Annotated in this window: 18 protein-coding genes; 5 read left to right on the forward strand and 13 right to left on the reverse strand. The window is 69.2% G+C overall.

The window, feature by feature from the left end:
- Positions 1-50: 50 nt before the first annotated feature.
- Positions 51-476: an SRPBCC family protein gene (locus F4553_RS20660; RefSeq protein WP_184838407.1), complete on the reverse strand. Its 426-nt coding sequence runs from the start codon at positions 474-476 to the stop codon at positions 51-53.
- 25 nt (positions 477-501) lie between these two features.
- Here F4553_RS20660 and F4553_RS20665 point away from each other — a divergent pair, with 25 nt between their 5' ends.
- Entirely contained in the window at positions 502-1,143 is a 642-nt protein-coding gene (locus tag F4553_RS20665; RefSeq protein ID WP_184838409.1) for a UbiX family flavin prenyltransferase, read from the forward strand.
- Positions 1,144-1,222: 79 nt separating this feature from the next.
- Here F4553_RS20665 and mqnP read toward each other — a convergent pair whose 3' ends face one another.
- Both mqnP and F4553_RS20675 read right to left on the reverse strand, forming a co-directional pair.
- On the reverse strand, positions 1,223-2,077 hold the full coding sequence (gene mqnP, locus F4553_RS20670; RefSeq protein ID WP_312875286.1) for a menaquinone biosynthesis prenyltransferase MqnP: 855 nt from the start codon (positions 2,075-2,077) through the stop codon (positions 1,223-1,225).
- Complete coding sequence (locus F4553_RS20675; RefSeq protein ID WP_184838411.1) at positions 2,074-3,534, reverse strand: menaquinone biosynthesis decarboxylase; 1,461 nt, start codon at positions 3,532-3,534, stop codon at positions 2,074-2,076. Before F4553_RS20675 ends, mqnP begins: the two co-directional genes overlap by 4 nt.
- 104 nt (positions 3,535-3,638) lie before the next feature.
- On the opposite strand from F4553_RS20675, the gene F4553_RS20680 reads away from it, so the two are divergent.
- A complete protein-coding gene (locus tag F4553_RS20680; RefSeq protein ID WP_312875287.1) occupies positions 3,639-4,463 on the forward strand; it encodes a hypothetical protein in 825 nt (274 codons plus the stop codon).
- A 3-nt stretch (positions 4,464-4,466) separates the two neighbouring features.
- Here the strand turns inward: F4553_RS20680 and ccsB are convergent, their stop codons facing one another.
- Genes ccsB through F4553_RS20715 form a run of 7 tightly spaced genes read right to left on the reverse strand, consistent with a single transcriptional unit; the run spans position 4,467 to position 12,250 of the window.
- Complete coding sequence (gene ccsB / locus F4553_RS20685) at positions 4,467-5,429, reverse strand: c-type cytochrome biogenesis protein CcsB (protein WP_184838413.1); 963 nt, start codon at positions 5,427-5,429, stop codon at positions 4,467-4,469.
- A gap of 3 nt (positions 5,430-5,432) precedes the next feature.
- The gene (resB, locus tag F4553_RS20690; RefSeq protein WP_184838414.1) at positions 5,433-6,956 is read right to left on the reverse strand and encodes a cytochrome c biogenesis protein ResB; all 1,524 of its coding nucleotides are present in this window, start codon (positions 6,954-6,956) and stop codon (positions 5,433-5,435) included.
- Positions 6,953-7,720, reverse strand: a complete 768-nt coding sequence (locus F4553_RS20695; protein WP_184838416.1) for a cytochrome c biogenesis CcdA family protein — start codon at positions 7,718-7,720, stop codon at positions 6,953-6,955. Before F4553_RS20695 ends, resB begins: the two co-directional genes overlap by 4 nt.
- Positions 7,717-8,253 (reverse strand): TlpA family protein disulfide reductase, encoded by a 537-nt coding sequence (locus F4553_RS20700; RefSeq protein ID WP_184838418.1) that lies wholly within the window; start codon positions 8,251-8,253, stop codon positions 7,717-7,719. Before F4553_RS20700 ends, F4553_RS20695 begins: the two co-directional genes overlap by 4 nt.
- A gap of 2 nt (positions 8,254-8,255) precedes the next feature.
- The gene (locus F4553_RS20705; RefSeq protein ID WP_184838420.1) at positions 8,256-8,885 is read right to left on the reverse strand and encodes a histidine phosphatase family protein; all 630 of its coding nucleotides are present in this window, start codon (positions 8,883-8,885) and stop codon (positions 8,256-8,258) included.
- Positions 8,882-10,174 carry a glutamate-1-semialdehyde 2,1-aminomutase gene (gene hemL, locus F4553_RS20710; protein WP_184838422.1) on the reverse strand — a complete coding sequence of 431 codons (1,293 nt, stop codon included), beginning with the start codon at positions 10,172-10,174 and terminating at the stop codon, positions 8,882-8,884. The genes F4553_RS20705 and hemL overlap by 4 nt, the downstream gene beginning before the upstream one ends.
- A 15-nt stretch (positions 10,175-10,189) precedes the next feature.
- Positions 10,190-12,250, reverse strand: coding sequence for a S9 family peptidase (locus F4553_RS20715; RefSeq protein WP_184840974.1), 2,061 nt, complete (start codon positions 12,248-12,250; stop codon positions 10,190-10,192).
- Between the two features lie 130 nt (positions 12,251-12,380).
- On the opposite strand from F4553_RS20715, the gene F4553_RS20720 reads away from it, so the two are divergent.
- A complete protein-coding gene (locus tag F4553_RS20720) occupies positions 12,381-13,496 on the forward strand; it encodes an FAD-binding oxidoreductase (RefSeq protein ID WP_184838424.1) in 1,116 nt (371 codons plus the stop codon).
- A gap of 90 nt (positions 13,497-13,586) precedes the next feature.
- Positions 13,587-14,141: a hypothetical protein gene (locus F4553_RS20725; protein WP_184838426.1), complete on the forward strand. Its 555-nt coding sequence runs from the start codon at positions 13,587-13,589 to the stop codon at positions 14,139-14,141.
- 64 nt (positions 14,142-14,205) lie between these two features.
- On the opposite strand, the gene F4553_RS20730 is transcribed toward F4553_RS20725, so the two are convergent.
- From F4553_RS20730 to F4553_RS20740, 3 genes are all read right to left on the reverse strand, one after another.
- A complete protein-coding gene (locus tag F4553_RS20730) occupies positions 14,206-14,409 on the reverse strand; it encodes a hypothetical protein (protein WP_184838428.1) in 204 nt (67 codons plus the stop codon).
- A gap of 70 nt (positions 14,410-14,479) precedes the next feature.
- Positions 14,480-14,986 (reverse strand): DinB family protein, encoded by a 507-nt coding sequence (locus F4553_RS20735; protein WP_184838430.1) that lies wholly within the window; start codon positions 14,984-14,986, stop codon positions 14,480-14,482.
- Between the two features lie 52 nt (positions 14,987-15,038).
- Positions 15,039-15,812, reverse strand: coding sequence for an META domain-containing protein (locus F4553_RS20740; protein WP_184838432.1), 774 nt, complete (start codon positions 15,810-15,812; stop codon positions 15,039-15,041).
- A 212-nt stretch (positions 15,813-16,024) separates the two neighbouring features.
- Between F4553_RS20740 and F4553_RS20745 the strand changes: the two genes are divergently transcribed.
- Positions 16,025-17,671, forward strand: coding sequence for a hypothetical protein (locus tag F4553_RS20745; RefSeq protein ID WP_184838433.1), 1,647 nt, complete (start codon positions 16,025-16,027; stop codon positions 17,669-17,671).
- The last annotated feature ends 66 nt before the right edge of the window (positions 17,672-17,737 follow it).

Genomic DNA, 17,737 nt, shown 5'->3' on the forward strand with positions numbered 1-17,737 from the left:
GTCGCTAGGGTCACAAAGGCAGTCTCCTAGCCTGACCAGGCCGAATGCGGTCAGAACGCCGATCTCAGGCGGCCGAAATATCTCCGGGCCAGCCGCCGCAGCAGCGGGGCGAAGATCGGCCCCAGCACCCGGAAGGGTCCCCGCGCGGTCACCTGGGCGGTCATGGTGAAGCGGGTCAGGCGGGGCGCGAGCGCTTCGAACTCATAGACCGCGATGAACGGCGTCAGGGAGTCGTCGGTCCGGAAGACCTGCCGGTGCGGCGGCGTGAACTCGGTCACCGTCATCCGGGCCGGGAAGCGGATCCCGAAGAGCCGGGTGTCCTGCCGGTACTCCGTGCCGACGCCGCCGTCGCCGCTCAGGCGGACCGCCGTGCCGACGCCGGGCCACCACTTGTCGTCGTTGCGCAGGTCCGCGACGAACGCGAACACCTCGTCGATCGGCCGGTCGACCTCCACGGCCACCACGACGGGAAACATGTTGATCAGGTTATAGGCTCGGCGTATGCGAAGGCCATGGGTCATCGGGGTCTCCGGAGCCTCCGGTACGCCATACGCCGCCTCCCTGCTGCGCGGACTGATCGACGCGGGCGAGGCGGTGGACCTCATCGTCTCCAGGGCCGCTCGCCTGACGATCCTGGACGAGACCCGGATCTCGTTCCGGGACGCCCACTGGGCGGAGGACCTGTCCTCGTGGCTCGGACGGTCGGTCGACGGCGCCGACCTGCGCTACTGGTCGGCCGGGGACATCGCCGCCGGTCCGAGCAGCGGGTCCTATCCGACCGCCGGGATGATCGTGTGCCCGGCGTCCACCGCCGCGTGCGCGGGGATCGCGCTGGGCCTGTCCAAGGACCTGCTGCAGCGGGCCGCCGAGGTGGCTCTCAAGGAACGCCGCCGGGTGGTGATCGTCCCCCGGGAGACACCGGTGACCCGATCGCACCTGCTGCACCTGGTGGAGCTGATCGACGCCGGTGCCGTGGTCCTGCCGGCGAGCCCGGGTTTCTACGGCGCGGGCGCCGAAGCCACATCCCAGCAGCTCGTCGATTTCGTCGCCGGCAAGGCCCTGGACGCCGCGGGAGTCGAGCACACCCTGCTCACCCGCTGGACCGGCGTTCTGGGAGAGCGCCAAGATCGTCGCAACTCTTGAAAGAGTTGGTGCCTCAGGCCGCCAGGCCTTAGGACCAACTCTTCAAGAATTGCGACGATCTTGGGGTTGGGCTGCCCGATCAGAGGGCCAGCGCGGTGACGCCGAAAGCGAAGAGGGCTATGCCGACGAAGCCGTTGGCGGTGAAGAAAGCCCTGTTGACCTTGGAGAGATCCGTGGGGGTCACGATCGTGTGCTGGTAGGCGAAGCTGGCTGCCGTCAGCGCGAGGCCGATCCACCACGGCCAGGCGTACCCCGTGAGGATGCCGAACCAGACGAAGAGCCCGAAGGTCACGACGTGCGCGACCGACGACATGATCAATGCGTTCCGGACCCCGTAGCGGGCGGGGACGCTGCGCACGCCGATCTCGCGGTCGACCGTGGCGTCCTGGCAGGCGTAGATGAGGTCGAAGCCACCGATCCACAGGCCGACACCCGCGCCGAGGACCCAGGCCGGGCCGCTGCCCACGAAGGTGCCGGTGACCGCGAGCCACGCGCCGACCGGGCCGACCGCCTGGGCGATGCCGAGGATCGCGTGCGGCCAGTCGGTGAAGCGCTTGCCGTAGGGGTAGACGACGAGTGGGATCACCGCGAGCGGGGAGAGCACCAGGCAGAGCGGGTTGAGCAGGGCAGCGGCGCCGAGGAAGACGGCGATCGCGATGATCGCTCCCGTCCACGCGCTGCGCACGCTCACCGCGCCGGTGACGAGCTCACGCTTCGCGGTCCGCGGGTTGCGGGCGTCGATCTCGCGGTCGATGATCCGGTTCGCGGCCATCGCGAAGGTACGCGCACCGACCATCGCGATCGTGATCAGCAGCAGCGTCCACCACTGGATCCCGTCCCCGACCACCTGCATCGCCGTCAGTGCCGAGAGGAACGCGAAGGGCAGCGCGAAGACGGAGTGCTCGATCGCGACCAGCTTCAGGAAGGCCTTCACAGTCCATACTCCTTCCAGCGCTTGGTGACCTTGGCGACGATCTCGGGCGACATCTTCGCCTCGTCCGGCCAGCCCCGGTTGTAGCCCTCGGTCGGCAGCTTGCGAGTCGCGTCGACACCCGCCTTGCCGCCCCAGAACTGCTGATAGGAAGCGTGGTCCAGGTGGTCGACGGGGCCCGAGGTGACGACGAGGTCGTGGGCGTAATCGACGTTGCCGAAGGCGCGGAAGGCGACCTCGGCGAGGTCCTGCGGGTCGCAGTCGTCGTCCACGATCACGATCAGCTTGGTGAGGCTGAGCAGGTGGGCACCCCAGATCGCGCTCATCACCTTCTGCGCGTGCTTGGGGTAGCGCTTGTTGATCGCGACGATCAGGCAGTTGTGGAAGACCCCCGCCTCGGGCATGTGGTAGTCGGTGATGTCCGGCACGAGCAGCTTGATCAGCGGCAGGAAGATGCGCTCGGTGGCGTGGCCGATCGGCCCGTCCTCCTGCGGCGGCTTGCTCGTGATGATCGAGTGGTAGATCGGGTCGCGCTGCATCGTCATGCACTCGACGTGCATCACCGGGAACTGCTCCATCGGCGTGTAGAAGCCGGTGTGGTCGCCGAAGGGGCCCTCGGGGTGCCGCTCGTGCGGCTCCACCCAGCCCTCCAGGACCACCTGCGCGTTGGCCGGGACCTGCAGCGGGACCGTCAGGCAGTCGACCATCTCGACCCGCTCGCCGCGCAGGAATCCCGCGAAGAGGTATTCGTCGATGTCGGACGGGAGCGGCGCGGTGGCGGAGTAGGAGACGATCGGGTCGCAGCCGAAGGCGACCGCGACGGGAAGCCGCTCACCCCGGCGCTCGGCGATCGCGTAGTGATTGGTCGAGTCTTTGTGAATCTGCCAGTGCATCCCAATGGTGTTACGTGAATGCTGCTGCAGTCGATAGAGACCGAGGTTGCGCTTGCCCGACTCGGGGTGCCGGGTGTGGGTCAGGCCGTAGTTGTGGAAGATCCCGCCGTCACCCGGCCAGGTGACGAGGCCGGGCAGCAGGTTGAGGTCGACCTCGGCGCCCTTGCGCACGACCTGGTGCACCGGCGCGGACTTCACCTTCTTGGGCGGCAGGCTCTTGAGCTGCATCACCTTGCCCAGGCCGTCCAGCATGCCGGAGAAGCCCACCGGCAGCTCGGGCTTGATCAGCGCACCGATCCGGGCGCCGATCTCCTCCACGTCGTCCACACCGAGCGCCATCGCCATCCGCCGCGTCGAGCCGAAGATGTTCATCGCGATCGGCATGCTGCCGCGGGTCGGGTTCTCGAAGAGCAGGGCCGGTCCCTTGGCCCTGACCGTCCGCGTGACGATCTCGCTGATCTCGAGGGTCGGGTCGACGGGAGCGGTGACCCGGCGCAGCTCGCCGGCGCCCTCCAGCGCCGCCAGGAACTCGCGGAGGTCCGTGTAAGGGAATTTCGGTCCGGCCATGTCAAGCATCCTCGCACTTGCCGAGTTCCCTGGACTCACCCGGCTTCGTTGGGTGCTTTGTGACGATTAGCAGGGTTGCCCGGATAGTCCTAGTAGGGCTGGCCGTGCTCGCATCGACCGCCGCTCAGCCCGTCCAGGCGGGCGGGCTGCCGCGCTGCCGGGCCGTCGACCGGCCGCCGACCCATGCCCCCACCAGTACGCCGAGCCTGCACGCCGGCAACATCTGCCAGGCGCGGGTCACCCGGGTGCAGCCCGTCGCGGCGCGCCCCCTGCCCCGGCAACCCGACCCGCAGCCTCGCCGCAACGGGGACTACGTCCACCTCGGAGCGACGACCACCGGCGCGTGGTCGGGCATACTCGGGCGGATCGAGGTGGGCGACCCGGGTGTGAGGTCCGGCACCTATGACTTCACCGGTGCGCGCTTCATGGCCCGTCGGGACACCGGCAGTGGCACCGCCTGGCTGGAGGCGGGCTGGGCCGAGACCGGTTGGTCCGCCTCGGGCGAGCAGCGGGTCTACACCTACGACACCAACCACAACGCCTGGACCTTCTACGACGACTACGCGATCCGACCCGGCGACAAGATCTGGATCTTCCTCTCGACCGAGAGCAGCGGACCCAAGCCGGCCTGGCAGGCGTGGCTCTGGTGGGGCGACTCCTGGCACCTGCTCACCAGCCAGGAGCTCCCGCTGACCGGCAGCACCCAGATCGAGCAGTACGTCGAGATCCACGCCGATCCGAAGCACGCCGGGCGCTACTCCGTGCCGCCGATCGGCTTCGACAACGTGCAGGTAAAGACCGCCCCGGACGGCACGCTGCGCTTCTGGCGCGAAGCCGACGTGCCGTCGAACCAGAGCTCGAACCCCGGCGACTACTGCATCGCCTGGACCACCCGCTACGACACCTGGCGCGCCGGAGACTGCGGGTGACTCCTACTCGACTCCGGCGTAGCTGTGCAGGCCGGTGAAGAAGATGTTGACGCCGAAGAGGTTCATCAGCATCGTGGCGAAGCCGAGCACCGCGATCCAGGCGACCGTGGTGCGCTTCACACTCGGCGTGGCACGTGCGTGCAGGAATCCGGCGTAGACGACCCAGGAGATGAAGGCCCAGACCTCCTTGGGGTCCCAGCCCCAGTAGCGGCCCCAGGCCGCCTCGGCCCAGACCGCGCCGGCCGCGACGCCGAAGGTCCAGATCGGGAAAGCGAAGGCGTGCAACCGGAACGAGAGCCGCTCCAGGTTGGCCGCGATCGGAACCCGACGACCCAGGGTGTAGGGGAAGCTGGTCTTGCCCTGGTCGTAACCGCTGCGGATCAGGAAGAGCGCCGACGGCACGAAGCCCACCATGAACAGGCCAGAAGCGATGATCACCGATGAGACGTGCACGATGTACCACGTCGACTGCAGCGCGGGCATGAGCGGCCCGACCTCGGCGTAGACGAGACCGGCGACGCCGAGCAGCAGCGCCTCGACGAGGGCCACGAAGAGGCCGACCTGGCGCAGGGAGGGCTTCGCGGTCACCACGGCGAGCCACACCATACCGCCGACGACGGTGACCGACAGGATGAACTCGTACATGTTGCCCCACGGCATGCGACCGGCGGCGATGCCCCGGGTCGCGGCGGTGGCGAGGTGCACGGCGACGGCGAGCCACATCGACACCACGGCCGCGGTCATCCAGCGGGCCTGCGGTTCGTCGGAAGCGGCGGGCGGCGCCACGACCTCGACGGGCGAGACCGGCGGTGCTGCGGAGCCCGCTCCCACCAGGGCCAGCTCCTCGGCGGGCGCGGCAGCCTGCCGACTCGCGCCCTTGATCACGTACGCCGTCGCGTACAGCATCATCGCCACGAGGTAGCCGAGCAGCGCGACGATGAAGAGGGTGTCGGAGAGGGCGGACATGGGTCAGCTCCTGTCTGCTCGCTGCAGGTTCTGCACGATCGAGGTGAACTCTTCGGGGAAGCCGGGGTAGTCGGACCGGGGAAGCCCGCCTACCTCGATGAGGCTACGCGTGGCGTCGGCGGCGTCCGGACGGACCCGCACGAAGATGCGGCGGCGCTTGCCTATCAGCGAGAGCATGAGCCCCGCCAGCAGGAACGCGACGCTCCCGAGCACGATCGGCTCGCCCGGGTCGTGGCGGATCGAGAGCACGGCGAACTGCTTCGTGCCGATGAACTCCAGCTTCGAACCGTCGTCGAGGGTCCACGCCTCGCCCAGCTTGAGGAACTTGCCCTCGCCGACCTGCTTGAGCTTGCCTCGCTCGATCTGGCGCTGGTCGAGGGTGTAGACCGACCTCGGCACACCGGCGTCGATGCCGAGATCGCCGCGGAAGAAGCTCAGCACCAGCAGCGGATTGCGCTCGGCCGGGTAGACCGACCGGACGAAGGGCGCCTTGGCGGGGGCGGTCGGCAGGTAGAGGCCGGAGAAGGCGACCTGCTGCGAGCGGTCGCGGGTGTCGCCGGTCGCCTTCGGATCGATGTTGGCGTCCGGGAAGGTGGCGACGCCCTCGCTGGTCAGGCCCGCGTCGCTGGCCGGCAGGAACGGCGTGGCACTCGTCTGCGAGCGGCCATATCTATCGGTGTAGCGCAGCACCGGGGCGTAGCCGTGGCCGATGAGGTACACGTTGGCGCCGTCGAGCCGCAGCGGGTCGTTGACGGAGAAGTTCTCGGAGCGCTGCTGGTCACCGGTGACGACGCCGCGGGCCCGGAAGCTCGACGGAGCACCGCTCTCCAGATAGGTCGCGTCGAAGGAGGCCAGCTCCAGGCAGAATTTCGGCAGGTCGCCGCTGCTGACCCAGGCACCGGGGACATATTCGTCGAGCTGCTGCGGCGTGTTGCAGAACGCGGTCTCGGCACCGGCGACGACGATCCGGTTGGCGTGCCAGCCGCCGAGGGAGCCGGTCGCCACCCCGATGAGTACGCCGATCAGCGCCGTGTGGAAGACGAGGTTGCCGGTCTCCTTGAAGAAGCCGCGCTCCGCCGAGATCGTGACCGAGCCGTCGGGCTGCTCGCGGACCACCTTGCGCCAGCCGCGCAGCTGCGGCATCGCCTGTGCCGGAGTGCCGCCGACGGAGATCTCCGCAGCGTGCTGGGGCAGCCGGGAGAGGTTCGCCGGCACCTCCGGCGGCTTGCGGAGCATCGCTCTCGCATGGTCGCGCAGCCGGGGCACGATGCAGCCGGCGAGCGAGATGAAGAGCAGCAGGTAGATCGAGGAGAACCAGGGCGACCGGTAGACGTCGAAGCCCCAGAGCTTCTCCAGCACCGGCGCGAGGTCCGGGTGCTGCTGGTAGTAGCGGGCCACGTCCTCGGCCTTGACCGAGTGCTGCGGCAGCACCGAACCCGGGATCGCGGCCACGGCGAGCAGCACCAGCAGCACCAGCGCGGTACGCATGCTGGTGAGCTGCCGCCACGCGTTACGGAGGTAGCTCATAGCGGGCTCTCTCCTGAGGGTGCGTTGGTGAGCAGCCAGATCATGAAGTCGGACCAGAGACCCGTGATGAGAGCGACACCCACGATGATGAGCAGTGCTCCACCGATACGGGTGATCCAGCGGGCGTTGCGCCGGACGACGGCGAGCACCCCGGCGAGGCGCCGCATTCCCAGCCCGACGGCGAGGAAGGGCAGCCCGATCCCCAGGCAGTAGGCGATGGCGAGCGCGATCGCCCGGCCGGTGTCGCCGCCCTCACCCGCGAGCAGCAGCATCGCGCCGAGGGTAGGACCGAGGCAGGGGCTCCAGCTCAACGCGAAGACCGCCCCGAAGATCGGTGCGCCGATGAGCCCGGCATTGGGCAGCTGACGCAGCCGGAGTTCGCGCTGCAGCCCGGGGATCAGGCCGAGCATGGCGAGCCCGAAGAGCACGATGAGGGAGCCGACGACGATCTGCACGGCGCGCTCGTGGAGCTGCAGCGTCCGGCCGAGCTGAGCGGCGAAGACGGCGGCGGTGATGAAGACGGCGGAGAAGCCGCCGATGAAGAGCAGGATGCCGGTGAGCACCCGCCCTCGGCGGCGGGCGCCCTCGGCCTCGCCGAGCGCGGCGGAGAGGTCGCTGCCGACCAGTCCGGTGACGTAGGACAGATAGCCCGGGACCAGCGGCAGGATGCACGGCGACAGGAAGCTGAGCATCCCCGCGAGCACGGCGACACCGAGCGCGGCGAAGATCGGCCCGGACAGGACCGTGTCGGTGACCCCGCTCATGCGGACTCCGCTGCGACCCGGGTCACGATGGGTTGCAGGTCCTCGGCGCGGATGGAGGTACGGATCACCACCGCGATCTTGCCGGTCCGGTCGATGACGAGCGTGGACGGCGGCGTGGAGAGCGCGATACCCGCGAAACCCAGCCCCACCCGACCGGCCGGATCGAAGATGCTCGGGTAGGTCGCCCGCCCGACGAGGAACGCCTTCGCCTTGTCCTGCTCGTCGCGGATGTTGATGCCGACGAACTCGACCCCGGACGCCTTGGAGTCGACATAGACCTTCTCCAGGTCGTCGGCCTCCACCCGGCAGGGTGCGCACCAGCTCGCCCAGAAGTTGAGCACGACGACCTTGCCCTTGAGGGAGGCCAGGTCGAAGGAGCCGCCGTCGAGGAGCTCACCGCTGACCGTCGGGGTGGCGGGGCGCTTGCCCACGGCGTACTCGACGAAGACCGCCTCCTCGCTGGACTTGTCTCCCGAGGAGCAACCGGCGACGGCGAGGACGAGCGCGACCAGCGGCGCGAGCAGGCGGCGCACCGCTAGGCCCCCACCCCGACACCCGGGCCGAGGCCCGCGGTGGGCTCGGAGTAGTCGATGCCGACGAGCTTGTCGCCGTCGAAGACGAAGGAGGTGAGGCTGGCCAGGCCGCACTGCCGCTTGCGCGGGTCGTGCCACAGGCGCTTGCCCTCCTGGTAGAGGCGCAGCTCCCAGATCGGCAGCTGGTGCGAGACGACGAGCGCCTCGTGGCCGCGGGCGTTGTCGCGGGCGGTGTGCAGCGCGCCGGTCATCCGCTCCGCAACCTGCTTATACGGCTCGCCCCAGCTCGGGCGGAACGGGTTCCACAGCTTGGGCCAGGAGCCCGGCGAGCGCAGCGCGCCGTCACCGACCGCGACCCGTTTGCCCTGGAACCAGTTCTCGCTCTCGATCAGGCGGTCGTCGATCGCGATCTCGAGGCCGAACTTCTCGGCGGTCGGACCCGCGGTCTGCACCGCCCGCTCCAGGGGGCTGCTGACGACGTGGGTGATGTCGTGCCCGGTCAGGCTGTCGGCGACCACCTCGGCCATCTTGATGCCGAGCTCCGAGAGGTGGTAACCGGGCAGCCGACCGTAGAGGATCTTGGTCGGGTTGAAGACCTCACCGTGCCGGAGCACGTGGACGACGGTCTTCACCGGGCACCCGCAGCGGCGACAGCGGCCTGGCCGAGGGCGTCCTCGATGATCGAAAGCTCGTCGTCGCCGATCGCGGTCGAGACGAACCACGACTCGAAGGCGCTCGGCGGGAGGTAGACCCCCGCCTCCAGCATCGCGTGGAAGAAGGCGCGGAACGCCACGATGTCCTGCTCCTTCGCCTGGTCGAAGTTCTCGACGACAGCATCGGTGAAGAAGACTGAGAACATGCTGCCAGCCGTCGCCAGCCGGTGCGGCACGCCCGCCTTGGTGAGCGCCGTGGTCGCCAGCTCGCCGATCGTCGCCGCGGTGGCGTCGAGCCGGGCGTAGACGTCGGGGGTGGCGAGCCGCAGGCTGGTGAGCCCGGCGGCGCAGGCGAGCGGGTTGCCCGAGAGCGTGCCCGCCTGGTAGACCGGGCCGCTCGGCGCGAGCCGGCCCATGATCTCGGCGCGACCGCCGAAGGCAGCCGCCGGCAGCCCGCCGCCCATCACCTTGCCGAAGGTCCAGAGGTCGGCGTCGGCCGGATCGAGCCCGTGCCAGCCCGCGCGCGACACCCGGAAACCGGTCATCACCTCGTCGATGATGAGCAGCGCGCCGTGCGCGTGGGCGATCCGGGCCAGCCCGGCGTTGAAGCCCGGCAGCGGCGCGACCACGCCCATGTTGCCCGGTGCCGCCTCGGTGATGATCGCGGCGACGCTCGGGCCGTGCTCGGCGAAGGCCGCCTCGACGGCGGCGAGGTCGTTGTAGGGCAGCACGATCGTCTCGGCCGCGGAGGCCCCGGTCACCCCCGGACTGTCCGGTACGCCAAGGGTCGCCAACCCGGACCCGCCCGCGGCGAGCAGCGCATCGACGTGCCCGTGGTAGCACCCCGCGAACTTGATGATCTTGGTGCGACCGGTGAACCCGCGGGCCAGCCGGATCGCCGTCATCGTCGCCTCGGTCCCCGAATTGACCAGGCGGACCTGCTCGACCGGGGTCCGGGCGACGATCTCGGCGGCGAGCTCGACCTCGCCCGGCGTCGGGGTGCCGAAGCTGGTCCCGAGCGCCGCGGCGGCCTGCACGGCCTCGATGATCTGGGGCTGGGCGTGGCCGTGGATCAGCGGACCCCAGGAGCAGACGAGGTCCACATAACGGTTGCCGTCGGCATCCGTGAGCCACGGGCCCGCGCCCGAGACCATGAAGCGCGGCGTGCCACCGACGGCCCGGAACGCGCGAACGGGTGAGTTGACGCCGCCCGGCACGATGGCCGAGGCGCGTTCGAAGAGGGCCTGCGAGGCCGAAGTCTTTTTCACAACCGCGTCATTCTGTCATTTCGCCAGATCGAGGCGGTCGAGCACCCAGGCCAGGTTGAACGCCTCCTCGCGCCAGGCGTCGTAACGCCCGCTGCGACCGCCGTGCCCGGCCTCCATCTCGGTCTTGAGCAGGTAGCTGCCGCCCGGTGCGGTCGCCCGCAGCCTGGCGATCCACTTGGCCGGCTCGTGGAAGAAGACGCGGGTGTCGTTGAGGCTGGTCACGGCGAGGATCGCCGGGTACTGCTTCGCCTCGACGTTCTCATAGGGCGTGTAGGAGCGCATGTACCGGTAGACCTCGGCGGACTCCAGCGGATTGCCCCACTCGTCCCACTCGGTGACGGTCAGCGGCAGCGACGGGTCGAGGATCGTGTTGAGCGCGTCGACGAAGGGCACCTCGGCGAGGATGCCGGTGAAGGCCTCCGGTGCGATGTTGGCCACAGCACCCATCAGCAGTCCGCCCGCCGAGCCGCCCCGGGCCACGATGCGGTCGCCCCAGCCCGTGCTGAGCAGGTGCTCCGCGCAGGCGACGAAGTCGGTGAAGGTGTTGCGCTTGGCGAGCATCTTGCCGTCCTCGTACCACCGGCGGCCGAGCTCACCGCCGCCGCGCACGTGCGCCACCGCGTAGGTGATGCCCCGGTCCAGCAGCGACAGGCGCGGGATCGAGAACCACGGGTCCATGCTGCTCTCATAGGAGCCGTAGCCGTAGAGCACGACCGGCCCGCCCGCAGGCGTGTCCGCCCGCTTCACGATCGAGATGGGTACGCGCACCCCGTCCGCCGCCATCGCCCACTCCCGTGCCTGCAGGTAGTCGGCGGGGTCGTAGCCGCCGAGCACCGGCTTGCGGCGGCGCAGGATCAGCTCACCCGAGGCGAGGTCGTAGTCGTAGACCGAGTCCGGGGTGGCGAGCGAGGCGTAGCCGACCCGCAGCTGCTCGGTGTGGAAGTCGGGGTTGGCGCCGAGGCCGACGGAGTAGAGCGGCTCCGGGAAGGTGATCTCGAACGGCTCGCCGTCGTTGGGGACGATCCGCAGACCGGTCAGCCCGTCCTTGCGCAGCGAGATGACGAGGTGCTCGGCGAAGGCGTCGACGGAGTCGATGCGTACGCCGGGGACGTGCCCGACCAGCTCGTGCCACTCGCCCGGCGCCTCGATCGTCGCCCAGGCGAGGGCGAAGTCCTCCGCGTCCTCGTTGTGCACGATCAGCAGCCGGTCGCCCTGGTGGTCGAGGTGGTATTCGAGGCCCGTCTGACGGGGGCGCACGAGGATCGGCTCGGCGGTCGGGTCGTCGGCGGGGATGAGGCGTACCTCAGAAGTGATCTTGCTGTGGGAGTCGATCTCGAGGTATCGCTCGGAGCGGGTGAGCCCGACACCGACCCAGAACCGCTCGTCGGTCTCCTCGAAGACGAGCACGTCGGCGCTGGTCTCGGTACCGATCACGTGCCGGAAGATCTGGTTGGGCCGCCAGGCGCCGTCGACCCGGGTGTAGAAGAGGGTCGAGCCGTCGGCCGACCACGCGCTGCCGTAGAAGATCTCGTCGATCGTGTCGGTGAGGTCGTCGCCGGTGGTGAGGTCCTTGACCCGCAGCGTGAACCGCTCGTCCCCGGCGAAGTCCGTCGAGTAGGCGAGGCGGTTGCCGTCCGGCGAGATGTCATAGGTGCCGAGCGCGAAGAAGTCGTGACCGGAGGCGAGCCGGTTGGCGTCGAGGAGCACGTGCTCGCCGTCGAGGGGAGCGCCGTCCACCGCGATCGGCGGCTCGGTCTCGCCGTCCACCACGGCCCGCCGGCAGTAGATCGGGTACTGCGCGCCCTCGACGGTGCGCGAGTAGTACCAGAAACCGCCGTTGCGGACCGGGACCGTGAGGTCGGTCTCCTTGGTCCGGCTCTTGATCTCCGTGAAGATCGTCTCGCGGAGCCCCTCGAGGTGGCTCGTGGCCTGCTCGGTGTAGGCGTTCTCCGCGTTGAGGTAGGCAACCGTCTCGGCATTCTCCTTGTCGAGCAGCCAGGCGTAGTCGTCGATGACGACCTCGCCGTGGTGGGTGCGCTCGGTCGGGATGCGGGTTGCGATCGGTGGCTCCAGCATGGTCACGGATCGAGGTTACCGGGCGTCCCACGACACCGTACGAATAGACCTCGACTATCGAACACGTGTTCTATAGTGTCGAAGTGAGTGCGAGCCGCCTCCACCTGGCACGAGATTTCGGGGGGCCGAAATGATCACAATCCCGCAGACCGTCACCGCCTGGACGGCTCGACCGACCCGACTCGAAGAGGTCGCCTCCATGCTCCGCTTCGCCGCCGAGCGGCACCGCACGGTGCTGCCCCGAGGTGCGGGCAGCAAGGCCGGCTGGCGCCCGTCGTCGGGCCAGGCCGAGGTCCTCGTCTCCACCAGCAATCTCAGCGATTGGAGCTACGAACCCGGCAGCGACGTCGTGACGATCGGCGCGGGTGTGCCCGTCGCGGTGGCCCAGGCCAGGCTCGCCACCTTCGGTCGGCGGCTGCCGATCGACCCGCCCTCGCCCAACGCGACGATCGGCGGCGCCCTCGCCACCGACGAGGTCGGCCCGCTCTCCGAGCTCTACGGCACGCCGATGGAGGCGCTCGTCGGCGCCTGGGGAGTCCGGTCCGGCGGGACTATCGTGCGCGTCGGCGAGACCGACCTCGCCTTCGGCCCGGTCGGTCACCGCTATGTCGAGTCCCACACCGACCCGCACCTGCGCTGGCTGCGCCACGACGCCGCGGCCGATCGGGGCGTGCTCGTCAACGCGACCTTCCGGGTCACCCGCATCCCGCCGGCCCGCCGATGGATCTCCCGCGAGGTCATGACGCCGATGGAGGCGTTCGAACTGCTCCAGGTCGTGCGCGAGCGCGGGCTCGCACCGTCCGCTGTGGAGTTCAATCTCCCGGCCGGTGGTCGCGGCCAGATCGCCGTGCTCATCGAGGGTTCGCTCGAGAGCGGCATGGACCGAGCGGCCGAGGTGATGGAGCTCTTCTCGCCCGGCGCCCACTACTCCGACCTGCCGCCGATCTGGTGGGGGCGTTACCCCTGGCGCGGCGACGAGGTGGCCCTGCGGTTCAGCGCCTCGCCGATGGCGCTGCGCTCGACCCCTTACGCCATCCGCGACGCGGCCGGTGTCTCGGTGGCGATGCGGGGCAGCCTCGGGATGGGCCTGCTGCACGCGGCGGTCCCGGCCGACCTGCCCGCCGAGCGGCTCACCGCGGTGCTGCGGACGGCCAAGGCGGTGCTCCACGCCCACGAAGGACGGATGACGGTGCTCTCGGCCCCGGCCGAGCTGGCGGTGACGGTGGCAGATTTCCGACGGGACTAAGCGGGCATTCAGCCGCGTAGCCGATAGGTGTAGGGTGCGCTCGCTCCATACGCTCTTTATGGAACACCCCTCATCTTAGGAGCGCTCGACATGAGTGACGGCTACACCCGCCAGGTCAATGTGGTCAGCCGCTTGGGGGCGGGTGTCGTCGGCGGCGTCGCCGGTGGCCTCGTGCTCGCGGCGATTCTGCAGGTCCTGGGCGAGATCAAGGCATACGGCGAGTTCTTCAACCAGGACTCCACTCAGAACTCGTGGGTCATCCTGCTGGTCTCGGCCGGTGTCGGCGGATCCATCTTCGGTGTCTTCCTCGGCCGCTACATCCGTGGTCAGCTCGTCCCGGCCATCGGCGTCGGGCTCGTCTACGGCGGCGCCTGGTGGCTGCTGATCGCCATGATCGTGCTCCCGCTGCGCAACGGCGAGATCTTCAACATGGGTGACAACGGCCTGATCGTGATGGGTGCCTACATCATCTTCGGCGTCGCCACCTCGATCGTCTACGCCATCGCCGGTCCGCGCCGCCGCCACTACGGCTACCGCCGCCGCGGTTACGGCTGGGGCCGCAACGGCGGTCTCGACATCGAGATCGACATCGAGCGCCCCACCTCGTCGCGGCGTCGCCGCCGTCGCGCGTCGGTCGACGACTAGACCTTGTTCAACGCGTCAGGGCGGGCCCGTCATCGGGCCCGCCCTGACGCGTTTCTGTCCTGATCTACAGGGTGCGGGCGATCTCCGCCAGCACGTCGGCGGGCACCTCGACCACTGTCTCGTGTGCCGGGATGTCCAACTGGGCAAGCGCCTCCGGGTCGGTCACTCGCCATCCCTGCACGACGAATGTGTCCCGGTCGGTGCGGTAGAGAGACGGGCAGTTGGTGTCTGTCGACAGCACCGTCTTTCGAATGAAGGTGAGCTGCACCGAGCCAGCATAACGGACATCTTTCCCAGTAAGGCACTCCGTGGTCGGTAACGGACGGGTACCAGTTCGGTTAGTAGCCGGTGACGCCGTCGACCGTTTCGCGAATGATGTCGAGGTGGCCGTTGTGGCGGGCGGTCTCCTCGATGAGGTGCATCAGGATCCAGCCGAGGGTCACGGGAGCCCCCGTGCGGCCCATGTTGCGCTGCGAGAGCGTCGACAGGTCGGTCTCGGCGATCAGCTTCCGGTAACGCTCCGCCTGGGCGTCGTACTCGTCGAGGAGTTGGGCGATCGGGACCTCCAGGGCGATGCTGAACTCGCGGTCCGGCTCCTCCTTGGTCCACGGGCCCGCATCCTCCTCGCCGAGGAAGACGACCTGGATCCAGCTGTACTCCACCCAGGTCACGTGGCTGACCAGGCCGGCGAGGGTCATCAGCGGTGAGCCCGGCAGCGGGGCGAGGCGCGCGTGCTCATCGCTGACGCCCTTGCACTTCTCGCGCACGGTGGCGCGGGTGTAGTCCAGAAACGTCGTGAGCATCGCGCGCTCGTCCCACGTCGGCGGGATATCAGTTCTCGTCATGCCGCCCATCCTGGGCAGATGGTCCGGCCGCTGTCGAACGAGTTGTTCCGGATCAGGCGGTGGCCCGGAGGTCCAGACCGGCTCCGGTCGCGGCGGTCAGGGTGAGCTTGTCCGCGTCGATCCGCCAGGTGAGCGGGCCCGCGCCGAGCACCGCGAGAACGGCGCGTTCCAGCACGTCGCCGCCGCCCGGGCAGGCCATCTTGGTCGAGCGCACCTGCGAGAAGGTGATCCGGCCGTCGGCCTCGACCGCGGACGCGCCGAACTGGTTGCACCCCGTCGAACCGGTCGCCTTGCCGTCATCGGTGAGCACGACATAGGCCTGCTCGCCGGTCGGCACCGAGCTCACCGTGTCGCCCTCGATCAGCGACTCCACCTGCCAGCGGGTGCCGATCAGCGCCTTGTCCGGCGTCACCACCCGGCGATCCGTCAACGTGATCTCCCCCTTCGATCCGGTGAGCACCAGCGTGTCCCCGTCCAACCGGAAGGCCGGGCCGCCCGTCAGGAACTCGGTGACCCAGGCGTCCTGGTCGTGGCGGGGCTTGTCGCAGCCCATGTCGGTGCCGCCCATCTGGCCGACGGTGAGCTTGCCGCCGTCGATGGTCACGTCGCCGAAGAGGTGGTTGCAGCCCGCGATCGCCGAGACCTTGCCCTGGTCGAAGGTGAGCGACAACCGCGTACCGGGGACGAGGTCTTTGGGTTGTCCGTTTTCTTTCACCGATGTCGACAGGAAGGTGCGGCCGTCGAGGGGTGCGGCGGATCCGCCCGCATCGGCACCACCACAGCCCGCCACCACCAGCAGCAACACGGCCAGCATCGCCCTGCTCACCCTCATCATCATGCCCCTTTCGACGGCCGCCTCACGCCGAACGTTCCATCAAACCTGCGCGCATCGACGATGCGCCGGATTGCGGGAATGGCCTAGTTTCATTGATTCCCGCGCATCCATCCATCTCGGGGGTAAAGTTGCGCATTCTGCGTGGCGTCACATCTGGCGCCCTAGTCCTCTCGGTATCGGCGATCTTGGCTCCGGCGGCTGCCGTGGCCGGGCCGTCGATCCCGTCCTACAACGCACTGGCCAGCGGCGGGTCGACCTTCGCGCCGAGCAGCCTGCACTTCGACGCGGCGGCGGGAGACGAGACAGCGGCCAAGAGGGTCACCTTCACCTCGACCGGCCCTGACGCGGTCACCTTCGGGACCGCTTCGCTCGGCGGTACGTCGCCGACCAGCTTCAACATCGTCGCGGACACCTGCTCCACGCACACGTTCACCTCCGGGCAGACGTGCTACGTCGATGTCACGGCGCTGCTGCCCACACCGGGCAGCCAGTCCGCAACGCTCAACCTCACCGACGACGCGAGCGGGTCGCACTCCGTGCCGCTCTCCGCGACCGCGATCGTCGGCGCACGCGGGACCTACTACCCGTTCCTGCCGCAGCGGATCATGGACACGCGGACCGGCAACGGTACGACGAAGGCTCCGATCGGCAGCAACGGTGTCCGGCACCTCCAGGTGACCGGGCGGGGTGGCGTCGCCGCCACCGGGGTCTCCGCCGTCGTGCTCAACGTGACCGTCGTCAGCCCCGCCTCCAGCGGATACCTCACCGTCTACCCGACGGGCGTTCCGCGCCCGACGTCGTCGGCGCTGAACTTCGCCAAGGGCTGGACCGGCGCGAACTCGGTCACCGTCGCCGTCGGCACCGGTGGCCAGATCGACATCTTCAACGCGAGCAGCTCGGCCGACGTGATCGTCGACGTCGCGGGCTTCTTCGCCGCGAACGACAGCGTGCTCGGCGGCTACGGCCTGGGCGGGCAGTTCCAGTCCGTCTACCCGGAGCGGCTCTTCGACTCGCGTTACTCCGGTGACGGCTCGCGGCTCGACCAGGACTACTTCGTCAGCACCCCGGTCGACTACGGCGACGAGAACAACTCCCACATCCGGGCGTTCGCGGTCAACATCACCGCGGTGTCGCCGCTCGGCAGCGGCTACCTGACGGCGTGGGACGGCGGGGACACCTTCCCCAGCACGTCGACGCTGAACTTCGCGGCCGGCAAGACCGTGCCGAACATGGCGATCGTCCCCGCGGGACCGTGCTACATCTGCGAGGGCGACTGGTACGAGAAGCCGTCGATCAGCATCTACACCTCGCAGGCCACGCACATCCTCGTGGACATCGTCGGCGTCTTCGACGACTCGTCGCTCGAGGACGGTCTGCGGTTCACCCCGATCACCCCGACCCGGATCGCCGACACCCGCACTCCGCTCGGCCTTCCCGGGGCGCTCGGACCCAACTCGACCGGTGTCCTCACGACGCCCAGCAGCGTGATCACCGAGCCGGACACCTCGGCGCTGGCGCTCAACGTCACCGCGGTCAACCCGACGGCGAGCACGTGGCTGACGGTGTGGCCCAACGGTGTGGAGGGTCTGCCGCAGCCGACGATCAGCAGCCTCAACCCGGCCAAGGGCCAGACGGTGCCGAACGCCGTGATCACGGTGATCGGCCCGGAAGAGGCGTTCAACATCTACAACAACGCGGGGACGACCCACGTGCTCATCGACGTGGTCGGCACCTTCTGGCTCTACCCCGGCACCGCCTCGTCCGGCTTCGCCGGTCCGGGCTTCGGGGCGAAGGGTCCGTCGCAGCTGCGGAGCGTGACGACAGGCGGAGCTGTTCGCCACCAGCGCTGACCTCGACACCAGCAGCACAGGGAGCCCTCGGCCACGGCCGGGGGCTCCCTGCCGTCGGGCGTGACC

It is taken from the genome of Allocatelliglobosispora scoriae, assembly GCF_014204945.1.
Taxonomy (GTDB): Bacteria; Actinomycetota; Actinomycetes; order Mycobacteriales; family Micromonosporaceae; genus Allocatelliglobosispora; species Allocatelliglobosispora scoriae.